17 protein-coding genes are annotated in these 16821 nt (G+C 67.0%); 13 read left to right on the forward strand and 4 right to left on the reverse strand.

The features are described 5' to 3' along the window. Positions 1 to 15 precede the first annotated feature (15 nt). The 9 genes from RQI28_RS17520 (at position 16) to RQI28_RS17560 (ending at position 8969) form a co-directional block, all read left to right on the forward strand. Positions 16 to 846 (forward strand): creatininase family protein, encoded by an 831-nt coding sequence (locus RQI28_RS17520; RefSeq protein WP_311223657.1) that lies wholly within the window; start codon positions 16 to 18, stop codon positions 844 to 846. A 93-nt stretch (positions 847 to 939) separates the two neighbouring features. Continuing rightward, on the forward strand, positions 940 to 1350 hold the full coding sequence (locus RQI28_RS17525; protein WP_311223656.1) for a MerR family DNA-binding transcriptional regulator: 411 nt from the start codon (positions 940 to 942) through the stop codon (positions 1348 to 1350). Positions 1351 to 1413: 63 nt separating this feature from the next. Beyond that, positions 1414 to 2601 carry an isovaleryl-CoA dehydrogenase gene (locus RQI28_RS17530; protein ID WP_311223655.1) on the forward strand — a complete coding sequence of 396 codons (1188 nt, stop codon included), beginning with the start codon at positions 1414 to 1416 and terminating at the stop codon, positions 2599 to 2601. A 29-nt stretch (positions 2602 to 2630) separates the two neighbouring features. Further along, the gene (gene can / locus RQI28_RS17535) at positions 2631 to 3293 is read left to right on the forward strand and encodes a carbonate dehydratase (RefSeq protein ID WP_311223654.1); all 663 of its coding nucleotides are present in this window, start codon (positions 2631 to 2633) and stop codon (positions 3291 to 3293) included. Between the two features lie 29 nt (positions 3294 to 3322). Continuing rightward, entirely contained in the window at positions 3323 to 5170 is a 1848-nt protein-coding gene (aceK, locus tag RQI28_RS17540; RefSeq protein WP_311223653.1) for a bifunctional isocitrate dehydrogenase kinase/phosphatase, read from the forward strand. Then, positions 5167 to 6381, forward strand: a complete 1215-nt coding sequence (locus RQI28_RS17545; protein WP_311223652.1) for an acetyl-CoA C-acyltransferase — start codon at positions 5167 to 5169, stop codon at positions 6379 to 6381. Before aceK ends, RQI28_RS17545 begins: the two co-directional genes overlap by 4 nt. Positions 6382 to 6409: 28 nt before the next feature. Further along, a complete protein-coding gene (locus RQI28_RS17550) occupies positions 6410 to 7036 on the forward strand; it encodes an MSMEG_1061 family FMN-dependent PPOX-type flavoprotein (protein ID WP_311223651.1) in 627 nt (208 codons plus the stop codon). An 85-nt stretch (positions 7037 to 7121) separates the two neighbouring features. Continuing rightward, positions 7122 to 7787, forward strand: coding sequence for an SDR family oxidoreductase (locus tag RQI28_RS17555; RefSeq protein ID WP_311223650.1), 666 nt, complete (start codon positions 7122 to 7124; stop codon positions 7785 to 7787). Between the two features lie 51 nt (positions 7788 to 7838). Continuing rightward, positions 7839 to 8969: an acyl-CoA dehydrogenase family protein gene (locus RQI28_RS17560; RefSeq protein ID WP_311223649.1), complete on the forward strand. Its 1131-nt coding sequence runs from the start codon at positions 7839 to 7841 to the stop codon at positions 8967 to 8969. An 86-nt stretch (positions 8970 to 9055) separates the two neighbouring features. Here RQI28_RS17560 and RQI28_RS17565 read toward each other — a convergent pair whose 3' ends face one another. After that, positions 9056 to 9532 (reverse strand): YetF domain-containing protein, encoded by a 477-nt coding sequence (locus RQI28_RS17565; protein WP_311223725.1) that lies wholly within the window; start codon positions 9530 to 9532, stop codon positions 9056 to 9058. Positions 9533 to 9721: 189 nt separating this feature from the next. On the opposite strand from RQI28_RS17565, the gene RQI28_RS17570 reads away from it, so the two are divergent. Together RQI28_RS17570 and RQI28_RS17575 are read left to right on the forward strand one after the other, a co-directional pair. Further along, the gene (locus RQI28_RS17570) at positions 9722 to 10144 is read left to right on the forward strand and encodes a YchJ family metal-binding protein (protein WP_311223648.1); all 423 of its coding nucleotides are present in this window, start codon (positions 9722 to 9724) and stop codon (positions 10142 to 10144) included. 9 nt (positions 10145 to 10153) lie between these two features. After that, positions 10154 to 12025: a hybrid sensor histidine kinase/response regulator gene (locus RQI28_RS17575; RefSeq protein ID WP_311223647.1), complete on the forward strand. Its 1872-nt coding sequence runs from the start codon at positions 10154 to 10156 to the stop codon at positions 12023 to 12025. 101 nt (positions 12026 to 12126) lie between these two features. Here the strand turns inward: RQI28_RS17575 and RQI28_RS17580 are convergent, their stop codons facing one another. After that, a complete protein-coding gene (locus RQI28_RS17580) occupies positions 12127 to 12738 on the reverse strand; it encodes a LuxR C-terminal-related transcriptional regulator (RefSeq protein WP_404976932.1) in 612 nt (203 codons plus the stop codon). A 308-nt stretch (positions 12739 to 13046) separates the two neighbouring features. Between RQI28_RS17580 and RQI28_RS17585 the strand changes: the two genes are divergently transcribed. Together RQI28_RS17585 and RQI28_RS17590 are read left to right on the forward strand one after the other, a co-directional pair. Further along, complete coding sequence (locus RQI28_RS17585) at positions 13047 to 14129, forward strand: hypothetical protein (RefSeq protein WP_311223645.1); 1083 nt, start codon at positions 13047 to 13049, stop codon at positions 14127 to 14129. Positions 14130 to 14259: 130 nt separating this feature from the next. Beyond that, complete coding sequence (locus RQI28_RS17590) at positions 14260 to 14934, forward strand: HAD family phosphatase (protein ID WP_311223644.1); 675 nt, start codon at positions 14260 to 14262, stop codon at positions 14932 to 14934. A 60-nt stretch (positions 14935 to 14994) separates the two neighbouring features. On the opposite strand, the gene RQI28_RS17595 is transcribed toward RQI28_RS17590, so the two are convergent. Both RQI28_RS17595 and RQI28_RS17600 read right to left on the reverse strand, forming a co-directional pair. Beyond that, positions 14995 to 15669: a glutathione S-transferase family protein gene (locus tag RQI28_RS17595; RefSeq protein WP_311230450.1), complete on the reverse strand. Its 675-nt coding sequence runs from the start codon at positions 15667 to 15669 to the stop codon at positions 14995 to 14997. Positions 15670 to 15721: 52 nt separating this feature from the next. Next, positions 15722 to 16771 carry an AraC family transcriptional regulator gene (locus tag RQI28_RS17600; protein WP_311223642.1) on the reverse strand — a complete coding sequence of 350 codons (1050 nt, stop codon included), beginning with the start codon at positions 16769 to 16771 and terminating at the stop codon, positions 15722 to 15724. Positions 16772 to 16821 lie beyond the last annotated feature (50 nt).

Below are 16821 nucleotides of genomic sequence, written 5' to 3' on the forward strand. Positions count from 1 at the left end.
CACCGAGCAGCACCCATGTCCCATCCTTCCCGCTTTTGGGCCGACCTGAGCACGCGCGACTTCAGCGAGGCCGCCCGCAGTGGGCTGGCCGCGCGCACGGTCGCCGTGCTCCCCGTGGCCGCGGTGGAGCAGCACGGCCCGCACCTGCCGCTGTCGGTCGATGCCAGCTTGCTGCAGGGCGTGATCGACGCGGCGCTGCCGCTGCTGCCGGCGGAGCTGCCGGCGCTTTTCCTGCCGCCGCAGAACGTGGGCTTTTCCACCGAACACACAGCCTACCCTGGCACGCTGACGCTGCGGCCCGCCACGCTGATCGCTCTGTGGACCGAGCTTGGCGAATGCGTGGCCCGCGCCGGTGTGAAGAAGCTGCTGCTGCTCAACGGCCACGGCGGCCAGGTCAGCGTGATGGACGTCGTGGCGCGCGAACTGCGCCAGCAGTGCGGCCTGCTGGTCTACAGCGCCAGCTGGTTCAGCCTGCCGCTGCCCGAGGCGGTCAGCGGCTTGTTCAGCGCAGAGGAGCACCGTTTCGGCATCCACGGCGGAGAGGTTGAAACATCGATGATGCTGCACCTGGCGCCGCACGCCGTGCGCATGCAGCATGCCCAGCGGTGGCGCTCCACCTCGCAAGACCGGGCGGAGCGCTTTCCCATTCTGGGCAATGGCCGCTCGGCCAAGCTGGGCTGGGCCATGCAGGACTACCACGCAGCCGGCGCGGTGGGCAACGCAGCGGCCGCCACGGCGGACAAGGGCCGCGCCGTGGTCGAGGCGGCCGCGTCTGCGCTCAGCCAGCTGCTGCAAGAGATCGACGCGCTGCCGCTGGACACGCTGGCACAGCCGCCCGGCCGCTGATCGACGCCGGGCTGGGTCGGCCTGCGTTAGCATTGACGTTAACGTCAACGTAAGCCGGCGTGCGGGCAGAAACCCGGCCGGCGCACCCAGCCCATGTCAACGACCTACACCATCAGCGACCTTGCCAAGGAATTCGACCTGACCACCCGGGCCATGCGCTTCTATGAAGACATGGGCCTGCTGCAGCCGGAGCGCACCGGCCCGGGCGGGCGCAACCGTGAATACAGCGCGCGGGACCGCACCCGGCTGCGGCTGACGCTGCGCGCCAAACGGTTGGGGCTGTCGCTGACCGAGGCCAAGGAGATCATCGACCTGTACGACAGCCCGCGCGACACGGGCGTGCAGCTGCGCCGGTTTCTGGACGTGCTGGGCCAGCACCGCAAGCAGCTGGAAGAACAGATGGCCGACCTACAGGCCAACCTGGACGAAGTGCGCGAACACGAAAAGGAAGCACGCGCGCTGCTGGCCAAGACCGACAAACAGCAGAAGAAGCAAAATGCTTGATAATTGACGTTTACGTAAACGTCACTTCAGAACCACTTTAAAACAGTCCTCAGGAGACACACCATGAGCGCCACTTCCCTTCCCGGCCTGAACTTCCAGTTGGGCGAAGACATCGACGCACTGCGCGACGCCGTCCACGACTTCGCCCAGGCCGAAATTGCGCCGCGCGCCGGCGAGATCGACCGCAGCGATCAGTTCCCCATGGACCTGTGGCGCAAGATGGGCGAGCTGGGCGTGCTCGGCATCACCGTGCCGGAGTCCTACGGCGGTGCCGCCATGGGCTACCTGGCGCACATGGTGGCCATGGAAGAGATCTCGCGCGCCAGCGCATCGGTGGGCCTGTCGTACGGTGCGCACAGCAACCTGTGCGTAAACCAGATCAACCGCAACGGCAGCGATGAGCAAAAGCAGAAGTACCTGCCCAAGCTGATCAGCGGCGAGCATGTGGGTGCATTGGCCATGAGCGAGCCGGGTGCCGGCTCCGACGTCATCAGCATGAAGCTCAAGGCCGAGGACAAGGGCGGCTACTACGTGCTCAACGGCACCAAGATGTGGATCACCAACGGCCCCGACGCCGACACGCTGGTGGTCTACGCCAAGACCGAGCCGGAACTGGGCGCGCGCGGCGTCACCGCTTTCCTGATCGAAAAAGGCATGAAAGGCTTTTCCGTCGCACAAAAGCTCGACAAGCTGGGCATGCGCGGCAGCCACACGGGCGAGTTGGTGTTCCAGGACGTGGAAGTGCCCGCTGCCAACGTGCTGGGCACCGTGAACGGCGGCGCCAAGGTGCTGATGAGCGGGCTGGACTATGAACGCGCCGTGCTCACTGGTGGGCCGCTCGGCATCATGCAGTCGGTGATGGACAGCGTGGTGCCCTACATCCACGACCGCAAGCAGTTCGGCCAGAGCATCGGTGAATTCCAGCTCATCCAGGGCAAGGTGGCCGACATGTACACCGTGCTGCAGGCCGGCCGCTCGTTTGCCTATACCGTGGCCAAGAACCTCGACCTGCTGGGCGAAGGGCATGTGCGGCAGGTGCGCAAGGACTGCGCATCGGTCATTTTGTGGTGCGCCGAGAAGGCCACCTGGATGGCCGGCGAAGGCCTGCAGATCCATGGGGGTAACGGCTACATCAACGAATTTCCCCTGGGAAGGCTGTGGCGCGATGCAAAACTCTATGAGATCGGCGCGGGGACCAGCGAAATTCGCCGTATGCTGATCGGCCGCGAATTGTTCGCGGAAACATGCTGATTTGTTGAACAATTTCCCCAAGGGCTGACATGAACGTTCCTGACATCGAACAACTTTTTGTGCACAACCGCGAATGGGCGGCGCAGATGGAGCGGGAACGTCCTGGGTTCTTCACCGGCCTCATGGCGCAGCAAAAGCCCAAGTACATGTGGGTCGGCTGCTCCGACAGCCGGGTGCCGGCCAACCAGATCACGGGGCTGGAGCCGGGTGAGGTGTTCGTCCACCGCAACGTCGCCAATGTGGTGGTGCCCACCGACCTGAACTGCCTCTCGACCATCCAGTACGCGGTGGATCAGCTGCGCGTGGAGCACCTGATGGTCGTCGGCCATTACGGCTGCGGCGGCGTGCTGGCGGCGTTGAACGACGTGCGCGTGGGCCTGGCCGACAACTGGATCCGGCATGTGAAGGATGTGCGTGACCGCCACCGCGACCTGCTGGCTGGCATTGCAACCGAATGGCGCCACGATGCGCTGTGCGAGCTCAACGCCATTGAGCAGGTCATGAACGTCGCCCAGACCACCGTCATGCAGGACGCCTGGGGCAGCGGCCAGAAAGTCGCGCTGCACGGCTGGTGCTACGGCCTCAAAGACGGGCTTATCAACGACTTGCGCATGAATGTGGACGGCAACGAGGGGCTGGAGGTCCAGTACCGGGCCGCCATAGAGGCCGTTGCGAAGGCGCCGCGCGGCTGATCGCCTTGTTGGCCGTTCGGTAGAGGCACATGTTTCCCCAACGCCTGGATTCGCCACATGCCTGGGGCATTGCCCAGGCCATGATGGACGGGTTCGACCGCCATTACCGGCTGTTCCGCGCCGAATCAGCGCGGGCGCAGGCGCGGTTCGAGGCGCAGGACTGGCACGGCCAGCAGCGCGCGCAGCGCGGGCGCATCGAGTTCTACGACCTGCGCGTGATGGAGTGCGTGCGCCAGCTCGACGAAGAGTTCGACGCCGGCCGCCAGCCCATGGAGGTGTGGCAGCAGGCCAAGCTGCACTACATCGGCCTGCTGGTGGGGCACTTCCAGCCCGAGCTGGCCGAGACTTTCTTCAATTCGGTTACCACCAAGATCCTGCACCGCACGCATTTTCAGAACGACTTCATCTTCGTGCGGCCGGCAGTCAGCACCGAATACATCGAAAACGATGACCCCGGCGCGCGCCCCACCTACCGCGCCTATTACCCGGCGGGCGATGGCCTGCAGGCCACGCTGCTGCGCGTTGTGCAGGACTTCGGCCTGCAGTGCGAATTTGAAGACCTGCCGCGCGATGCCGCCCGCGTGGTGGCCGCCATGGAGCCGCGCATCGCGCACATGAAGCTGCGCGCCAACTTCCAGATCCAAGTGCTGTCGGGCCTTTTCTACCGCAACAAGGGCGCTTATCTGGTGGGCAAGCTGATCAACGGGTTTGCCGAAATTCCGCTGGCTCTGCCCCTGCTGCACGGCACTGGCGGGCGGTTGGTGATCGACGCGGCGCTGTTCGGTGAAGACGACCTGTTGGCGCTCTTCAGCTTTGCGCGCGCCTACTTCATGGTGGACATGGAGATTCCCAGTGCCTACGTGCGCTTTCTGCGCAGCCTGATGCCGCGCAAGCCGCGGGCGGAGCTGTACAACGCGCTGGGCTTGGCCAAGCAGGGCAAGACGCTGTTCTACCGCGACTTTCTGCACCACCTGAAGTATTCCAGCGACGCCTTTCGCATCGCGCCCGGCATCAAGGGCATGGTGATGCTGGTGTTCGACCTGCCGAGCTTTCCTTACGTCTTCAAAGTCATCAAGGATTTCTATCCGGCGCCGAAGGACACCACGCGCGAACAGGTCAAGGGCAAGTACCAGCTGGTCAAGCAGCACGACCGCGTGGGCCGCATGGCCGACACGCTGGAATACAGCGAGGTGGCGTTTCCGCGCGAACGCTTCAGCGACGAGTTGATCGCCGAGATCGAGCGCTTCGCACCCAGCCAGCTGGAGATCAGCGACCGCGACGGCGATGGCCGCACCGAAGTCATCATCAAGCACCTGTACATCGAGCGGCGCATGATTCCGCTCAACCTCTACCTGCAGGAAGCCTTCGACGCCGGCCCGCACGACGCGCCTGCTGCGCGGCAGATCGAGCGTTGCGTGATCGAGTACGGCAACGCCATCAAGGACCTGGTCGCGGCCAATATCTTTCCTGGCGACATGCTCTGGAAGAACTTCGGCATCACCCGCCACGGCAAGGTCGTGTTCTACGACTACGACGAGATCGAGTACCTGACCGACTGCCACTTCCGCCGCGTGCCCGCGCCGCGCAACGAAGAAGAAGAGATGAGCGGCGAGGTCTGGTGGCCGGTGGGCCCGCGCGACGTGTTCCCCGAAACCTTCGCTCCCTTCCTGCTGGGCAACGACGCCGTGCGCGCCGTTTTCATGCGCCACCACGCCGACCTGCTCGATGCCGGCTTCTGGCAGGCCCACCAGGAGCGCATTCGCGCCGGGCAGGTGTACGACGTGTTTCCCTATGACGTGGAGCGCCGCTTTCAGCAGCCCACCCGCGCGACATCTTCCCCTCAACCCATTCATCACACTGCAGGAGACACCGCATGACGACCGCATCCGCACAGACAAGCCACCTCAGCGACGACCCCATCGTCATCGTCGGCGCCGCGCGCACGCCCATGGGCGCCTTTCAGGGCGACTTCGCCAGCCTGGCCGCGCACGACCTGGGGGGCGCGGCCATCCGCGCGGCGGTGGAGCGCGCCGGCGTTGCGCCCGAAGCGGTAGGCGAGGTGTTGTTCGGCAATTGCCTGCTGGCAGGCCAGGGCCAGGCGCCCGCGCGGCAGGCCGGCTTCAAAGGCGGGCTGCCGCAGAGCGCTGGCGCCGTCACGCTCAGCAAGATGTGCGGCTCGGGCATGAAGGCCGCCATGCTGGCGCACGACCTGCTGCTGGCCGGCACGCATGAGGTGATCGTGGCCGGCGGCATGGAGAGCATGACCAACGCGCCCTACCTGCTGCAAAAAGGCCGCGGCGGCTACCGCATGGGCCATGACCGCATCTTCGACCACATGATGCTCGACGGCCTGGAAGACGCCTACGAGCCCGGCCGCAGCATGGGCACCTTCGGTGAAGACTGCGCCGCCAAATACCAGTTCACGCGCGAGGCGCAGGACGCCTTCGCCATCGCCAGCGTGCAGCGCGCGCAGGCCGCCACCGCATCGGGCGCCTTCGCAGCCGAAATCACGCCCGTCACCGTGAAGACGCGTTCCGGCGAGACGGTGGTGACCACCGATGAAGGCCCGGCCAAGGCCCGGCTGGACAAGATCGCGCAGCTCAAGCCCGCGTTCAAGAAGGACGGCACCATCACCGCCGCCTCCAGCTCCAGCATCAATGACGGCGCCGCAGCGCTGGTGATGATGCGCGCCTCCACCGCGGCCCGCCTGGGCTGCCAGCCGCTGGCGCGCATCGTGAGCCACGCCACCCATGCGCAGGCGCCTGAATGGTTCTCCACCGCGCCCGTCGGTGCCACGCAGAAGGCGCTGGACAAGGCCGGCTGGAGCGTGTCCGACGTGCAGCTGTGGGAAATCAACGAGGCCTTCGCCGTCGTGCCCATGGCGCTGATGAAGGAGCTGAACATTTCGCACGACATCGTCAACGTGAACGGCGGCGCCTGCGCCCTGGGCCACCCCATCGGCGCGAGCGGCGCGCGCATTCTGGTCACGCTGATCCATGCGCTGAAGGCGCGCGGGCTGCAGCGCGGCCTGGCCACGCTGTGCATCGGCGGCGGCGAGGGCACGGCGGTGGCGCTGGAACTGGTCTGACACATCCATTAAAGAAAGGGCGCGCGCCATGATCACCACCGAAGACCAATTGCGTGCGCTCTACGCCGCCCCGGCCGAGCGGGCGGTGCGCAAGCAGCTGGGCCGGCTCGACGCGCACTGCCGCCGGTTCGTGGCGCTGTCACCGCTGTGCGTGATCGCCACCGGCGGCACGGCGGGCAGCCTGCTCGACGCGTCACCGCGCGGCGGGCCGCCCGGCTTCGTGCAGGTGACCGAAGGCGGTGATCTGCTGCTGCCCGATGCGGGCGGCAACAACCGGCTGGACACGCTGGCCAACCTGCTGCACGACCCGCGCATCGGCCTGCTGTTCCTGCTGCCCGGCGTCGATGAAACCCTGCGCGTGAACGGCACGGCCCGGCTGCGCGACGAACCCGAGTTCACGGGGCGGTTCGCCGCCGAGCGGCAGCTGCCCAAACTGGTAGTCCAAGTGCAGGTGCAGGAGGCCTATCTGCACTGCGCCAAGGCGCTGATGCGCTCGCGCCTGTGGAAGCTTGAATCGCAGGTGCAGCGCAGCGTGCTGCCGACGCTCAACCAGATGATCCACGACCAGATCGGCAACGCAGCCGCGCCCGAATCGCAGGCCGACATGGTCAGCCGCTATGCCCAGCAGATCGAGGCCGAGCAAAGTCGTTCATAGTATTGCTATTATTTTAATAGCTGTCGGCGCTTGTGTATCAAGCGCTAGAGGCCTAAAAGGCTTCAAAGAAATTGAAAGGCTGAATATGTCCATCGTTCTCGTGATTGGCGCCTCGCGCGGCATTGGCCTGGAGCTGGTGCGCCAGTACCGCGCCGCTGGCCGGCGCGTGGTGGCCACCGTGCGTGACGCCGCCGGCCGCGAGCGCGTGCAGGCGCTGGGCGCCCAGGCGCTCACCGTGGATGTCAGCGACCCGGCCAGCGTGAGCGGCCTGGCCTGGCAGCTCGACGGCGAGAAGATCGACATCGCGCTCTACGTGGCCGGCGTGTGGGACGAGCGCGGCGCCACCACGCCTCCCACGCGCGAAGACTTCGACCGCGTGATGCACGCCAACGTGCTGGGCGCCATGCAGGCGCTGCCCCAGGTCGCGCCACTGGTGGAAGACGCGGGCGGCGTGTTCGGCTTCGTCTCCAGCCAGATGTCGCTCATCAGCCAGGCGGAGAGCAACGCGTGGCTCTACCGCGTGAGCAAGGCCGCCCTCAACATGGCCGTCGCCGCCGCCCAGCCCGCCTGGCCCCGCGCCACCCTGGTCGCGCTCGACCCCGGCTGGACGCAGACCGACATGGGCGGCCCGCAGGCCCCGCTGACGGTGGAGGCGAGCGTCGCCGGCCTCATCCGCACCATCGCCAGCATCACCCCGGCCGACCGGGGCCGGCTGCTGCATCACGACGGCCGGCGTGCTGCCGAGTGGTAAGAGCTCGCGCATCCATTCGATCAATCCACAACAACACCTTCGAGACAAAACATGCTGCTGACCCAAGACCAGGAAATGATCCGCGACGCGGTGCGCGCCTTTGCCCAGGAAGAGCTGTGGCCCCACGCCGCGCGATGGGATCGGGAGCACCACTTTCCGCACGACGCACACAAGGGCCTGGCGCGGTTGGGTGCCTACGGCATCTGCGTGCCTGAGGAATTCGGCGGGGCGCAGCTTGACTACGTGACGCTGGCGCTGGTGCTGGAAGAAATCGCGGCGGGCGATGGGGGCACCAGCACGGCGATTTCCGTGACCAACTGCCCGGTCAACGCCATCCTGATGCGCTACGGCAATGCGCAGCAAAAGCGCGACTGGCTGACCCCGCTGGCGCGTGGTGAGATGCTGGGCGCCTTCTGCCTGACCGAGCCGCATGTGGGCTCCGACGCGTCGGCGCTGCGCACCACGGCGGTCAAGGAGGGAGACGAATACGTCATCAACGGCGTCAAGCAGTTCATCACCAGCGGCAAGAACGGCCACGTCGCCATCGTCATCGCGGTGACCGACAAGGCGCAGGGCAAGAAGGGCATGAGCGCCTTCCTAGTGCCCACCAGCAACCCCGGCTACGTGGTGGCGCGGCTGGAAGACAAGCTGGGCCAACACAGCAGCGACACGGCGCAGATCAACTTCGACAACTGCCGCATTCCGGCTGAGAACCTGATCGGCGCCGAGGGCGAGGGCTACAAGATCGCCCTGGGCGCGCTGGAGGGCGGGCGTATCGGCATCGCCGCGCAGAGCGTGGGCATGGCGCGCAGCGCGTTCGATGTGGCGCTGGCGTATTCGAAGGAGCGCACCAGCTTCGGCACCGCCATCTTCAACCACCAGGCGGTGGGCTTTCGGCTGGCCGAGTGCGCCACGCAGATCGAGGCGGCGCGACAGCTGATCTGGCATGCGGCAGCGCTGCGCGACGCCGGCCTGCCGTGCCTGAAGGAGGCTGCCATGGCCAAGCTCTTTGCCAGCGAGATGGCCGAGCGCGTGTGCAGCGCAGCCATCCAGACGCTGGGCGGCTACGGCGTGGTGAACGACTTCCCCGTAGAGCGCATTTACCGCGACGTGCGCGTGTGCCAGATCTACGAGGGCACAAGCGACGTGCAGAAGATCATCATCCAGCGCGCACTGGCTTGAGCTTGTTTTGCTACTGAATCAATAGCTGGTAGCGCTTATGGGTAAAGCGCTACAGGCCAATTTGACTCAAATTTCGGCGACCGCCGCTATTCCGAATCCCGCTTGCGCAGCACCACGGTGACCTGCCCGTTGACCTCCAGCGTGGCGCTTTCCACCTCGTGCAGATGGCGGCAGCCGCCAGCGCGCAGGGCGGCGGCCAGGTCGTCGGCGGACAGCAGCTGCTGGCGCATCAGCGCCTCGTTCACCCGGCCTTGGTAGACCAACTCCTTCGGCTTGCCGTCCACCAGCAAGGCCAGCTTCGGAAAGCGGTAGGTCACGTGGGCCAGCAGCACGTGGCACATCAGCAGGGTGGCGGCGGAAATAAGCCCGCCCAGCAGCGAGTTGTCGCCCGCGTTCATCGAGTTCTGCACCGCGTTCGACAGCACCAGCAGCAGCACCAGATCGAAGGGCGCGAACTGGCCAGTCTGCCGCCGCCCGGTCAGGCGCAGAAAGACCAGCAGGAAGGCATAGACCACCACGCCCCGCACAATAAATTCCCACCACGGCACGCTCAGCGACAACATCGAAGGACTCTCCTGAATGATCAACCCCGGCCGCAGCAGCGTGCTGCGGCCGGGGAGCGCCATGATGGCAGGAACATGCGGGCCTGCCTGTCAGCTGATGGCGATCGCCGTGGCGGCCAGGGCGTCTGCAAGAATGCGGGCCTGCCATTTCGCTGCTTTCCCCTCCTGCCTTCGGCGCACGCTTTTTTCATGCCTTCTGACTCCCGAGATTCCTGCCCGTGCGGGCGCACCGCCCCAGCCGGCCGCGCCGGCGTCCCGCTGGCCTTTGCCGACTGCTGCGGGCGCTATCTCGGCCACTGGGGCGAGTGCCCGGCACCGGATGCTGAAAGCCTGATGCGTTCGCGCTACACGGCCTTCGTGCGCGAAGAAGGCGCCTATCTGCTGGCCACCTGGGCCGCGGAGCACCGGCCGGCCACCATCGATTTCGACGCAGGCACCCGCTGGCTGGGCCTGGAAGTGCGCGCGCACCGCACCACGGGCGATGACCGGGCCGAGGTCGAATTCGTCGCCCGCCAGCGCGATGCGACGGGCCGGGCGCACCGGCTGCACGAAACCAGCCGCTTCGTGCGCTCCGGCGGCCGCTGGTTTTACGTAGACGGCGACCTGCGCTGAAGGAAGGCCGTGCGCAGCTTTCCCCGCAACCGCGCGCGCCAGGACCAGGAAGACGTGCGTGCTTCGGAATGGGCGGCGTCGCTGCTGCCGCACGAAGGCCCGGATCAGCTGGAGCTGGCCATGCGCCGGCGTTTGATGCTGTCGCTGTCCAAACGGGGCTCCACCGAGGCTGGGGTCCTGGTCATTCCCGGCGTGCTTTGCTGGATGTACGGCCGCTCGGCGGGCTACCACGCGCTCTGGGCCTGGTGGGCGTGCTTCGTCATCGCCACGCTGGGCATTGTGTGGCTGCGGCGCAGCTTCGGGCGCGATCAGGCCTTGCCCGACGCGGCGTCGGTGATGCACTGGGAGCGGGTGTTCCACCGCGCCGCGCCTGTGATGGGCGGGTTCTGGGCTGCGCCGCTGGTGCTCACGCTGCAAGGCGGCAGCACCGATTTCAAGCTCTTTCTCTACATGGTGCTGTGCGCCGTGGTGGCCTCCAGTGCCACGTATCTGGCGCCGTTGCCGGGGCTTTTCTGGCGGTTCTTCGCCGCCATCTACGTGCCCATGGTGGTGGCGGTGTACTGGGTCTTTCCGCTGCGGTGGATGTACCTGATGCCGCTGGTGCTGCTGTACGGCGCGGTGATCGTGCGGCACGCCATGGGCGGGCGCCGCCTGTTGGTGCAGCAGATCGAGCACGAGCGCCAGCGCCAGCGGCTGGCCGAGCGCTATCGTCTGGCCAAGGAAGAGGCCGAACGCGCGCTGGCCGAGCGCAACCGCTTCATCTCCACCACCAGCCACGACCTGCGCCAGCCCCTGCACGCCATGGGCCTGCTGTTGGAGGCCGCGCTGCAACGCAATGCCGATGCGCAACTGGCACCCGTGCTGCACGACGTGCGTGACTGTGTGCGCTCGCTCAACTTCATGTTCAACGCGCTGCTCGATCTGTCGCGGCTGGAGTCGGGTGAATTCACCGCGCGCCGTGAAGACGTGTCGCTGGCTGCGGTGTTTGACGACGTGGCCACCGTCTTCCGGCCCGATGCGGCCCAGCGTGGCTTGCGGCTGAAAACCTTTCTGCCGCGCGGGCGGGCCCCCTGGGTGCGGGCCGACCCGGCCCTGCTGCGGCAGATGGTGTTCAACCTCACGCAGAACGCGCTGCGCTACACCCAGTCGGGCGGGCTGCTGCTGGGCGTGCGCCTGCGGGGCCGGCAGTGGCGCGTGGAAGTGTGGGACACCGGCGCCGGCGTCGACCCGCAGGATCGCGAACGCATCTACGCGCCCTACGCGCGGGGCGGGGCCGGCAGGCGACAGGACGTGGAGGGTCGCGGGCTCGAAGGGCACGGACTGGGCCTGGCCGTGGTGGCCCGCTGCGCGCGGCTCACGGGGGCCGAATACGGTTTCGACTCCACGCCCGGCCGGGGTTCATGCTTTTGGCTGCAGATGCCGGTCGCCGCGGTGCCCAGCCCATCGCCGGTTACGCCGGCTGGCCCGCTGGCGCTGCCCCGGGCCGCATCGCTGAGCGGCACCTGCCTGTTGGTGGACGACGACCCCCAGGTCGGCTCAGCATTGCGCCGTTTGTTGCAGTCGTGGGGCGTGCAGGTGCAGGTGTCGCCCAGCGGCGCGCATGCGCTGGCCCGTCTGAAGCGTGGTTTCGTCCCTGACGCGATCCTGTGCGACTACCGCCTGAGCGCGGCAGAGAGCGGCCTGGCCGTGCTGCAGGCCTTGCAGGCGCGTTGCGGCCACACGCGTGGCGCCATGCTGACCGGCGAGCATGCTGCACCCGAGCTGTTGCAGGCCGAAGAAGATGGGTATCTGGTACTGCGCAAGCCACTCGAGCCCGCAGTACTGCATGCTCTGTTGGCGCGCTGGTTGCCCGCTGCCGGCCGGGCACTGCCGCCAGCCTGAGCGGTCAGCTGCGCGATCCGCCAGAAAAGTCGGCGGTTTTGTAAGAGCGTGTTCGCGCAGCCGCTCGGTTTACCTGCTTGCAGCGTGCTGCCGCGCAGTGTTTAGCGCAACCGCGGGTCATCGCCTGTTTCCAGCCGCACGCCGCGCAGCCGTGCAATCGCTTCCACCCGGTTACGCACGCCCAGCTTGCCCAGAATGGCGGTGACGTGCTCCTTGACCGTGTGCTCCGACAGGTTCAGTGCGCCTGCAATGTGCTTGTTGGGCTGGCCTTCCAGCACGTGCGCCAGGATCTGCCCCTGCCGCGGCGTCAGGCCCAGATCGGTGGGCGCCAGCGGTATGGCGTGGGACTGCAGCGGGGCGTCGTCGATGGGCGGCAGGGTCTCGAACCAAGTGCCGCCCTGCAGCAGCGCCGTGGCAGCGGCGGCAAACACCTCGGGGCTGTGCTGCTTATGCACGAAGCCGTGCGCGCCACTGCCCTGCGCCTTGAGCAAGATGGCCGGGTGGCTGTCGCCGCTCACCATCAGCACGCGCACCTGCGGCGCCAGCGCCAGCAGGTCGCGGATGAAATGCGTGGTCGTGCCGTCGGCCAGCCAGAAGTCCACCAGCGCCAGCGCCGGCGCGCCCTGGGCGGCAATGGTGCGCAGGGCTTCCTGCGTCGTGCACACGCACACGGCATCGTCCAGGCCCGGGTGCAGCCGCAGGAATTCGCTCATGCCGCGCGCCACCAGCGGGTGGTCGTCCACCACCAGGGCATAGCGGTCGCCGTGGGTGCGAAGGGGGGTGTCGGAGAGACTCAAGTCGAACAGTCGTAGAAGGGCAGATTCGCCGGGCTCGAGGGGCCGGCCATTGCCAGGTGCATAAGCCGCAGCGCGTGCAGTGCGTAACAAATACCCGACGGTGGGGGGGTAGGGGTAATCCCCGCACTGTACTGAAAATCCGGCTCGCTCTTGACACCTGTGCCTGTAACAGCCGGCGTGTCGCCACCGCTTTGCATCTTTCACACGCTTGACTGAAATCCTTCATGAAAACTCTTGACTTCACTCGCCGTTCGGCGGCTTTGATTCTTGTCGCTTCGCTGGCCGCTTGCGGTGGCGGTGGCAACAGCGACCTCATCGCCTCGCCGACGCCCACACCGGAGCCCACTCCCACTCCCACTCCCACTCCTACACCGACGCCCACGCCAACCCCCACGCCGACACCGACACCCACCCCCGAACCCACGCCGAATCCGGTGAGCGTCACCGGCCAGTACCGCGCCTTGGCCGCTGCCGCCAACGGCGCGCCCTTGCTTGCCGCCTGGAACGAGCAGGGCGCGCAGGGGTACGCTTATCTGGGGCGCTTGGCCACGAATGTCACCGGCGCCAACTCGGAGCAGGGCGACTTCTACGTGAGCGACAGCGCGCACAGCGGATCTCGGCTGGAATACGAAACCATCACCGTGCCGGAATCGGCTGCCGGTGCAATCGCCCGGCTGAACGAGCAGGGCGCTCGCGGCTTTGCCTACAAGGCACCCGGCTTCTTCGGCGGCAGCGATTCGCGATCGATCACGGTGCGCGACGCATCGCGCAGCACCACCTTCTCGTACGAGCAACTGCCGGCATCCGGCACCTTGTCTACCGCCGCTTTTCTGGCGCAGCTGAACGCCCAGGGCGCACGCGGCTACCGCCTGGTCGGCCCGCTGCTGGCAGGTGCCGATTCGTTCAACCTGTATGCCAAGGATTCCTCCGCCACCACGTACAGCTACACGCTGTTCGATCTGCCCAGCCCCTACGGCATGGCCAGTGGCGAAGCGCTGCGCCAGCGCCTGAATGCCCAAGGTTCGCAGGGGCAGCTGTTCCTGGGCGCGTTCGTGCTGCAGGGCGGTGCCGGGGCGCAGGTGTTCGAGCGCAGCTCGGCCCAGAGCGGCGCCATCGAATACGACCTGCGCGACGCGAACCCGCAGGCGTCGATTGCCCAGTTGCTGGCCGGCATCAACGAGCGTGCGGCGCAAGGCTATTTCTATTACAGCGATCTGGTCACCGACGACCGGGCGCGCTTCACGCTGTCGGTGCGCAACGCCGCCAGCTTGCGCAACCCGCTGGCGGGCATCACGTTCCCGTCGTGATCTGACGCACGGCCAAGGCATACTTGGTCTCTGCTCCCAGGCGCCTTCGGGCGCCTTTTTGCGTTCTGCTCGCGGCACAGCTGCAGTGCCGTTCATTCGTCCCTCTCGTTTCCAAGAAAGACTTCTTCCCATGCTGGCCTTCGATGCGGTGCTGTTCGATTGCGATGGTGTTCTGGTGGACAGCGAACCCATCACCCACCGCGTGCTGCGCGAGCAGCTGGCTGAATCCGGCTGGGTGCTGACGCAGGAGGAATGCCTGCACATCTTTCTGGGCAAGGCCGTGCGGTCCGAGGCCGCGCGCATTGAGGCCCACACCGGCCAACCGCTGACCGACGCATGGATGGCCACTTTCTACGCCCGCCGCAACGAGGCGCTGCAGGCCGAGCTGCAGGCGATTCCGCGCGCTGCCGAGGCCGTCGCGGCCGTGCACGAGCGGCTGCAGGGCCGCATCGCCTGCGCTTCGGGGGCCGACCGGGCCAAGGTGGAACTGCAGCTGGCCAAGACCGGCCTGGCGCATTTCTTCGACGGCCGCGTGTTCAGCGGCCACGAAATGCCTCGCACCAAGCCCGCGCCCGACGTGTACCTGGCGGCGGCCGCTGCCTTGGGCGTGGAGCCGGGCCGCTGCCTGGTGGTGGAAGATTCCGCCACCGGTGTGACGGCGGGCGTGGCGGCGGGTGCCACGGTGGTCGGCTACAGCCCTTCCACCCACGGACACGATTCGCGCGATGCCTTGCTGGCAGCGGGCGCGCGCCATGTGATCGGTGACATGGCGGAGTTGCCAGAGCTGTTGTCCAGCGTTTTTTAAGCCAAATCGGCCTCTAGCGCTTATGGGTAAAGCGCTATTAGCTATAAATTAAATAGCAAATCATCCTGGCTGCACCTGGGACGACGGCACCGTGGACACGCCCTGTTCCTCTGCTGCGGTGTGCTGCGCCGCCAGCGCGCGCTGGTAGCCGGGCCGCTCTTGCAGGCGGTGCCAGTAGGCCCGTGTGGCGTCGCCCCACTGGTCTTGCAGGCCCAGGTGCTGAGCCAGCAGCAGTGCATAGCCCACCGACACATCCGCCGCTGTGAAGCGGCCCGCACAGAGGTAGGGCGCGCTGGCCACGGCGGCTTCGACCGCACGCAGGCGCGCGAGAAACCAGCGGGTGTAATCGGTTACCACCTGGGGCTGCAATCGGTCGGGTGTTTCAAAACGGCCGTAGCGCAGCAGCAGCGTTTGCGGAAAAGTCAGCGTCGCCTCGCCCATGTGCAGCCAGTTCAGATAGGCGCCGTAGGCTGGATCGTGGGTCGGTACATCCAGCCTTGCCGAGGGGTGCAGGGTCGCCAGGTACTGACAGATGGCGGCGGATTCGGTCATGCGGACATCGCCATCGACCCACAGCGGCACGGTGCCCAGCGGGTTCTGCTGCAGATAGTCGCGGGCCAGCACACGCGGCGGAAACGGCAGCATGTGCAGCCGATAGGGCAGGCGCAGCTCTTCCAGCATCCAGAGCGGGCGGAACGAGCGGGCGCTCATGCAGTGGTAGAGGGTCATCGTCATGTGCACAGCGTGCCGCAGCAGGCGGCGCAAATGTTGCCACCAGGGGCGCACATCAGGACGGCATGCGCGAATGCCGCCGAAATTGCGCCGGCGCGCTGCCCGTCCAGCTCCGAAAAGCGCGAATGAAGCTCTTCTCGTTCATGAAACCTGCCGCCTGCGCCACCTGCTTGATGGGCCGGTCGGTGCGCTGCAGCAGCTCCACGGCGCGGGCGCGGCGCACCTCGTCTTTCAGCGCCTGCAGCGAGGCGCCTTCTTCTTTCAACTGCCGGTGCAGCGTGCGCGCCGACAGGTGCAGCCGGTCGGCGAGTGCTTCGGCGCTGTGCGGCGCGGACGGGTCGGCCGCCAGCGCCTGGCGCACGCGCTGCACCAGCAACCGGTCGCGCCGGTACTGCAGCACGGTGAGCGGCAGGGCGCGCTGCAGCATCACGCGCAGCGCGGCCTCGTCGCGGGTGAGCGGTAGCGCCAGGTAACGCGCGTCGAAGCGAATCGCCGCCACCGGTGCCTGGAAGGTGGCGGGGCCGGGGAACATGACGGCGTAAGCGTCGGCATGCACGGGCGGCGCATAGGGAAACTGCGCGCCGTGCAGCGGCAGGCGCGAATCGATGAACCAGCAGGCCACGCCGTGCAGGTTGCGCAGCACTGACACGATGCAGAACTCGCGCAGCGTGCCCAGCCCGCGGTGTTCGGTCAGGGTGACGCAGGCCATGCCGTCCTGCACAGTCAGCTGCAGAGCGATGTCATCGGTCAGCAGCGCATGGTGGCGGCACCAGCGGTGCAGCGCCAGGCCCAGCGTGGGCGAACTGATGGAAGCGCGTGCCAGCATGCCGTAGCTGCCCCAGGGCAGGCGCCGCCCGAACCAGCCCAGCGCCTCGTCGTCGAGCTCGCGCATGGCGCCGTCGGACAGCGCTTCCATCTGCCAGGCGGTGATGCGGGCATGTTCGCCCTGCCACTGGGCTGGCGCAATTTGTGCCTGCTGCAGCACGGGCGCTGGGTCCATGCCGCGCTGGTGGTAGGCCTCAATGATGGCGGCCACGAAGGCACCGGGCGTGGCTGCGACGGCCAGCGGGGGCAGGTCGCGTGCGGCGGAGGCAGGTACGGTCATGGCCGAAAGTGTGTTGTGACGTGGCGTAAATTGCAACCCGCGTGGCTTTA

The organism is Acidovorax sp. WCS2018Noco2-16 (assembly GCF_031843945.1).
Lineage (GTDB): Bacteria > Pseudomonadota > Gammaproteobacteria > Burkholderiales > Burkholderiaceae_C > Paracidovorax.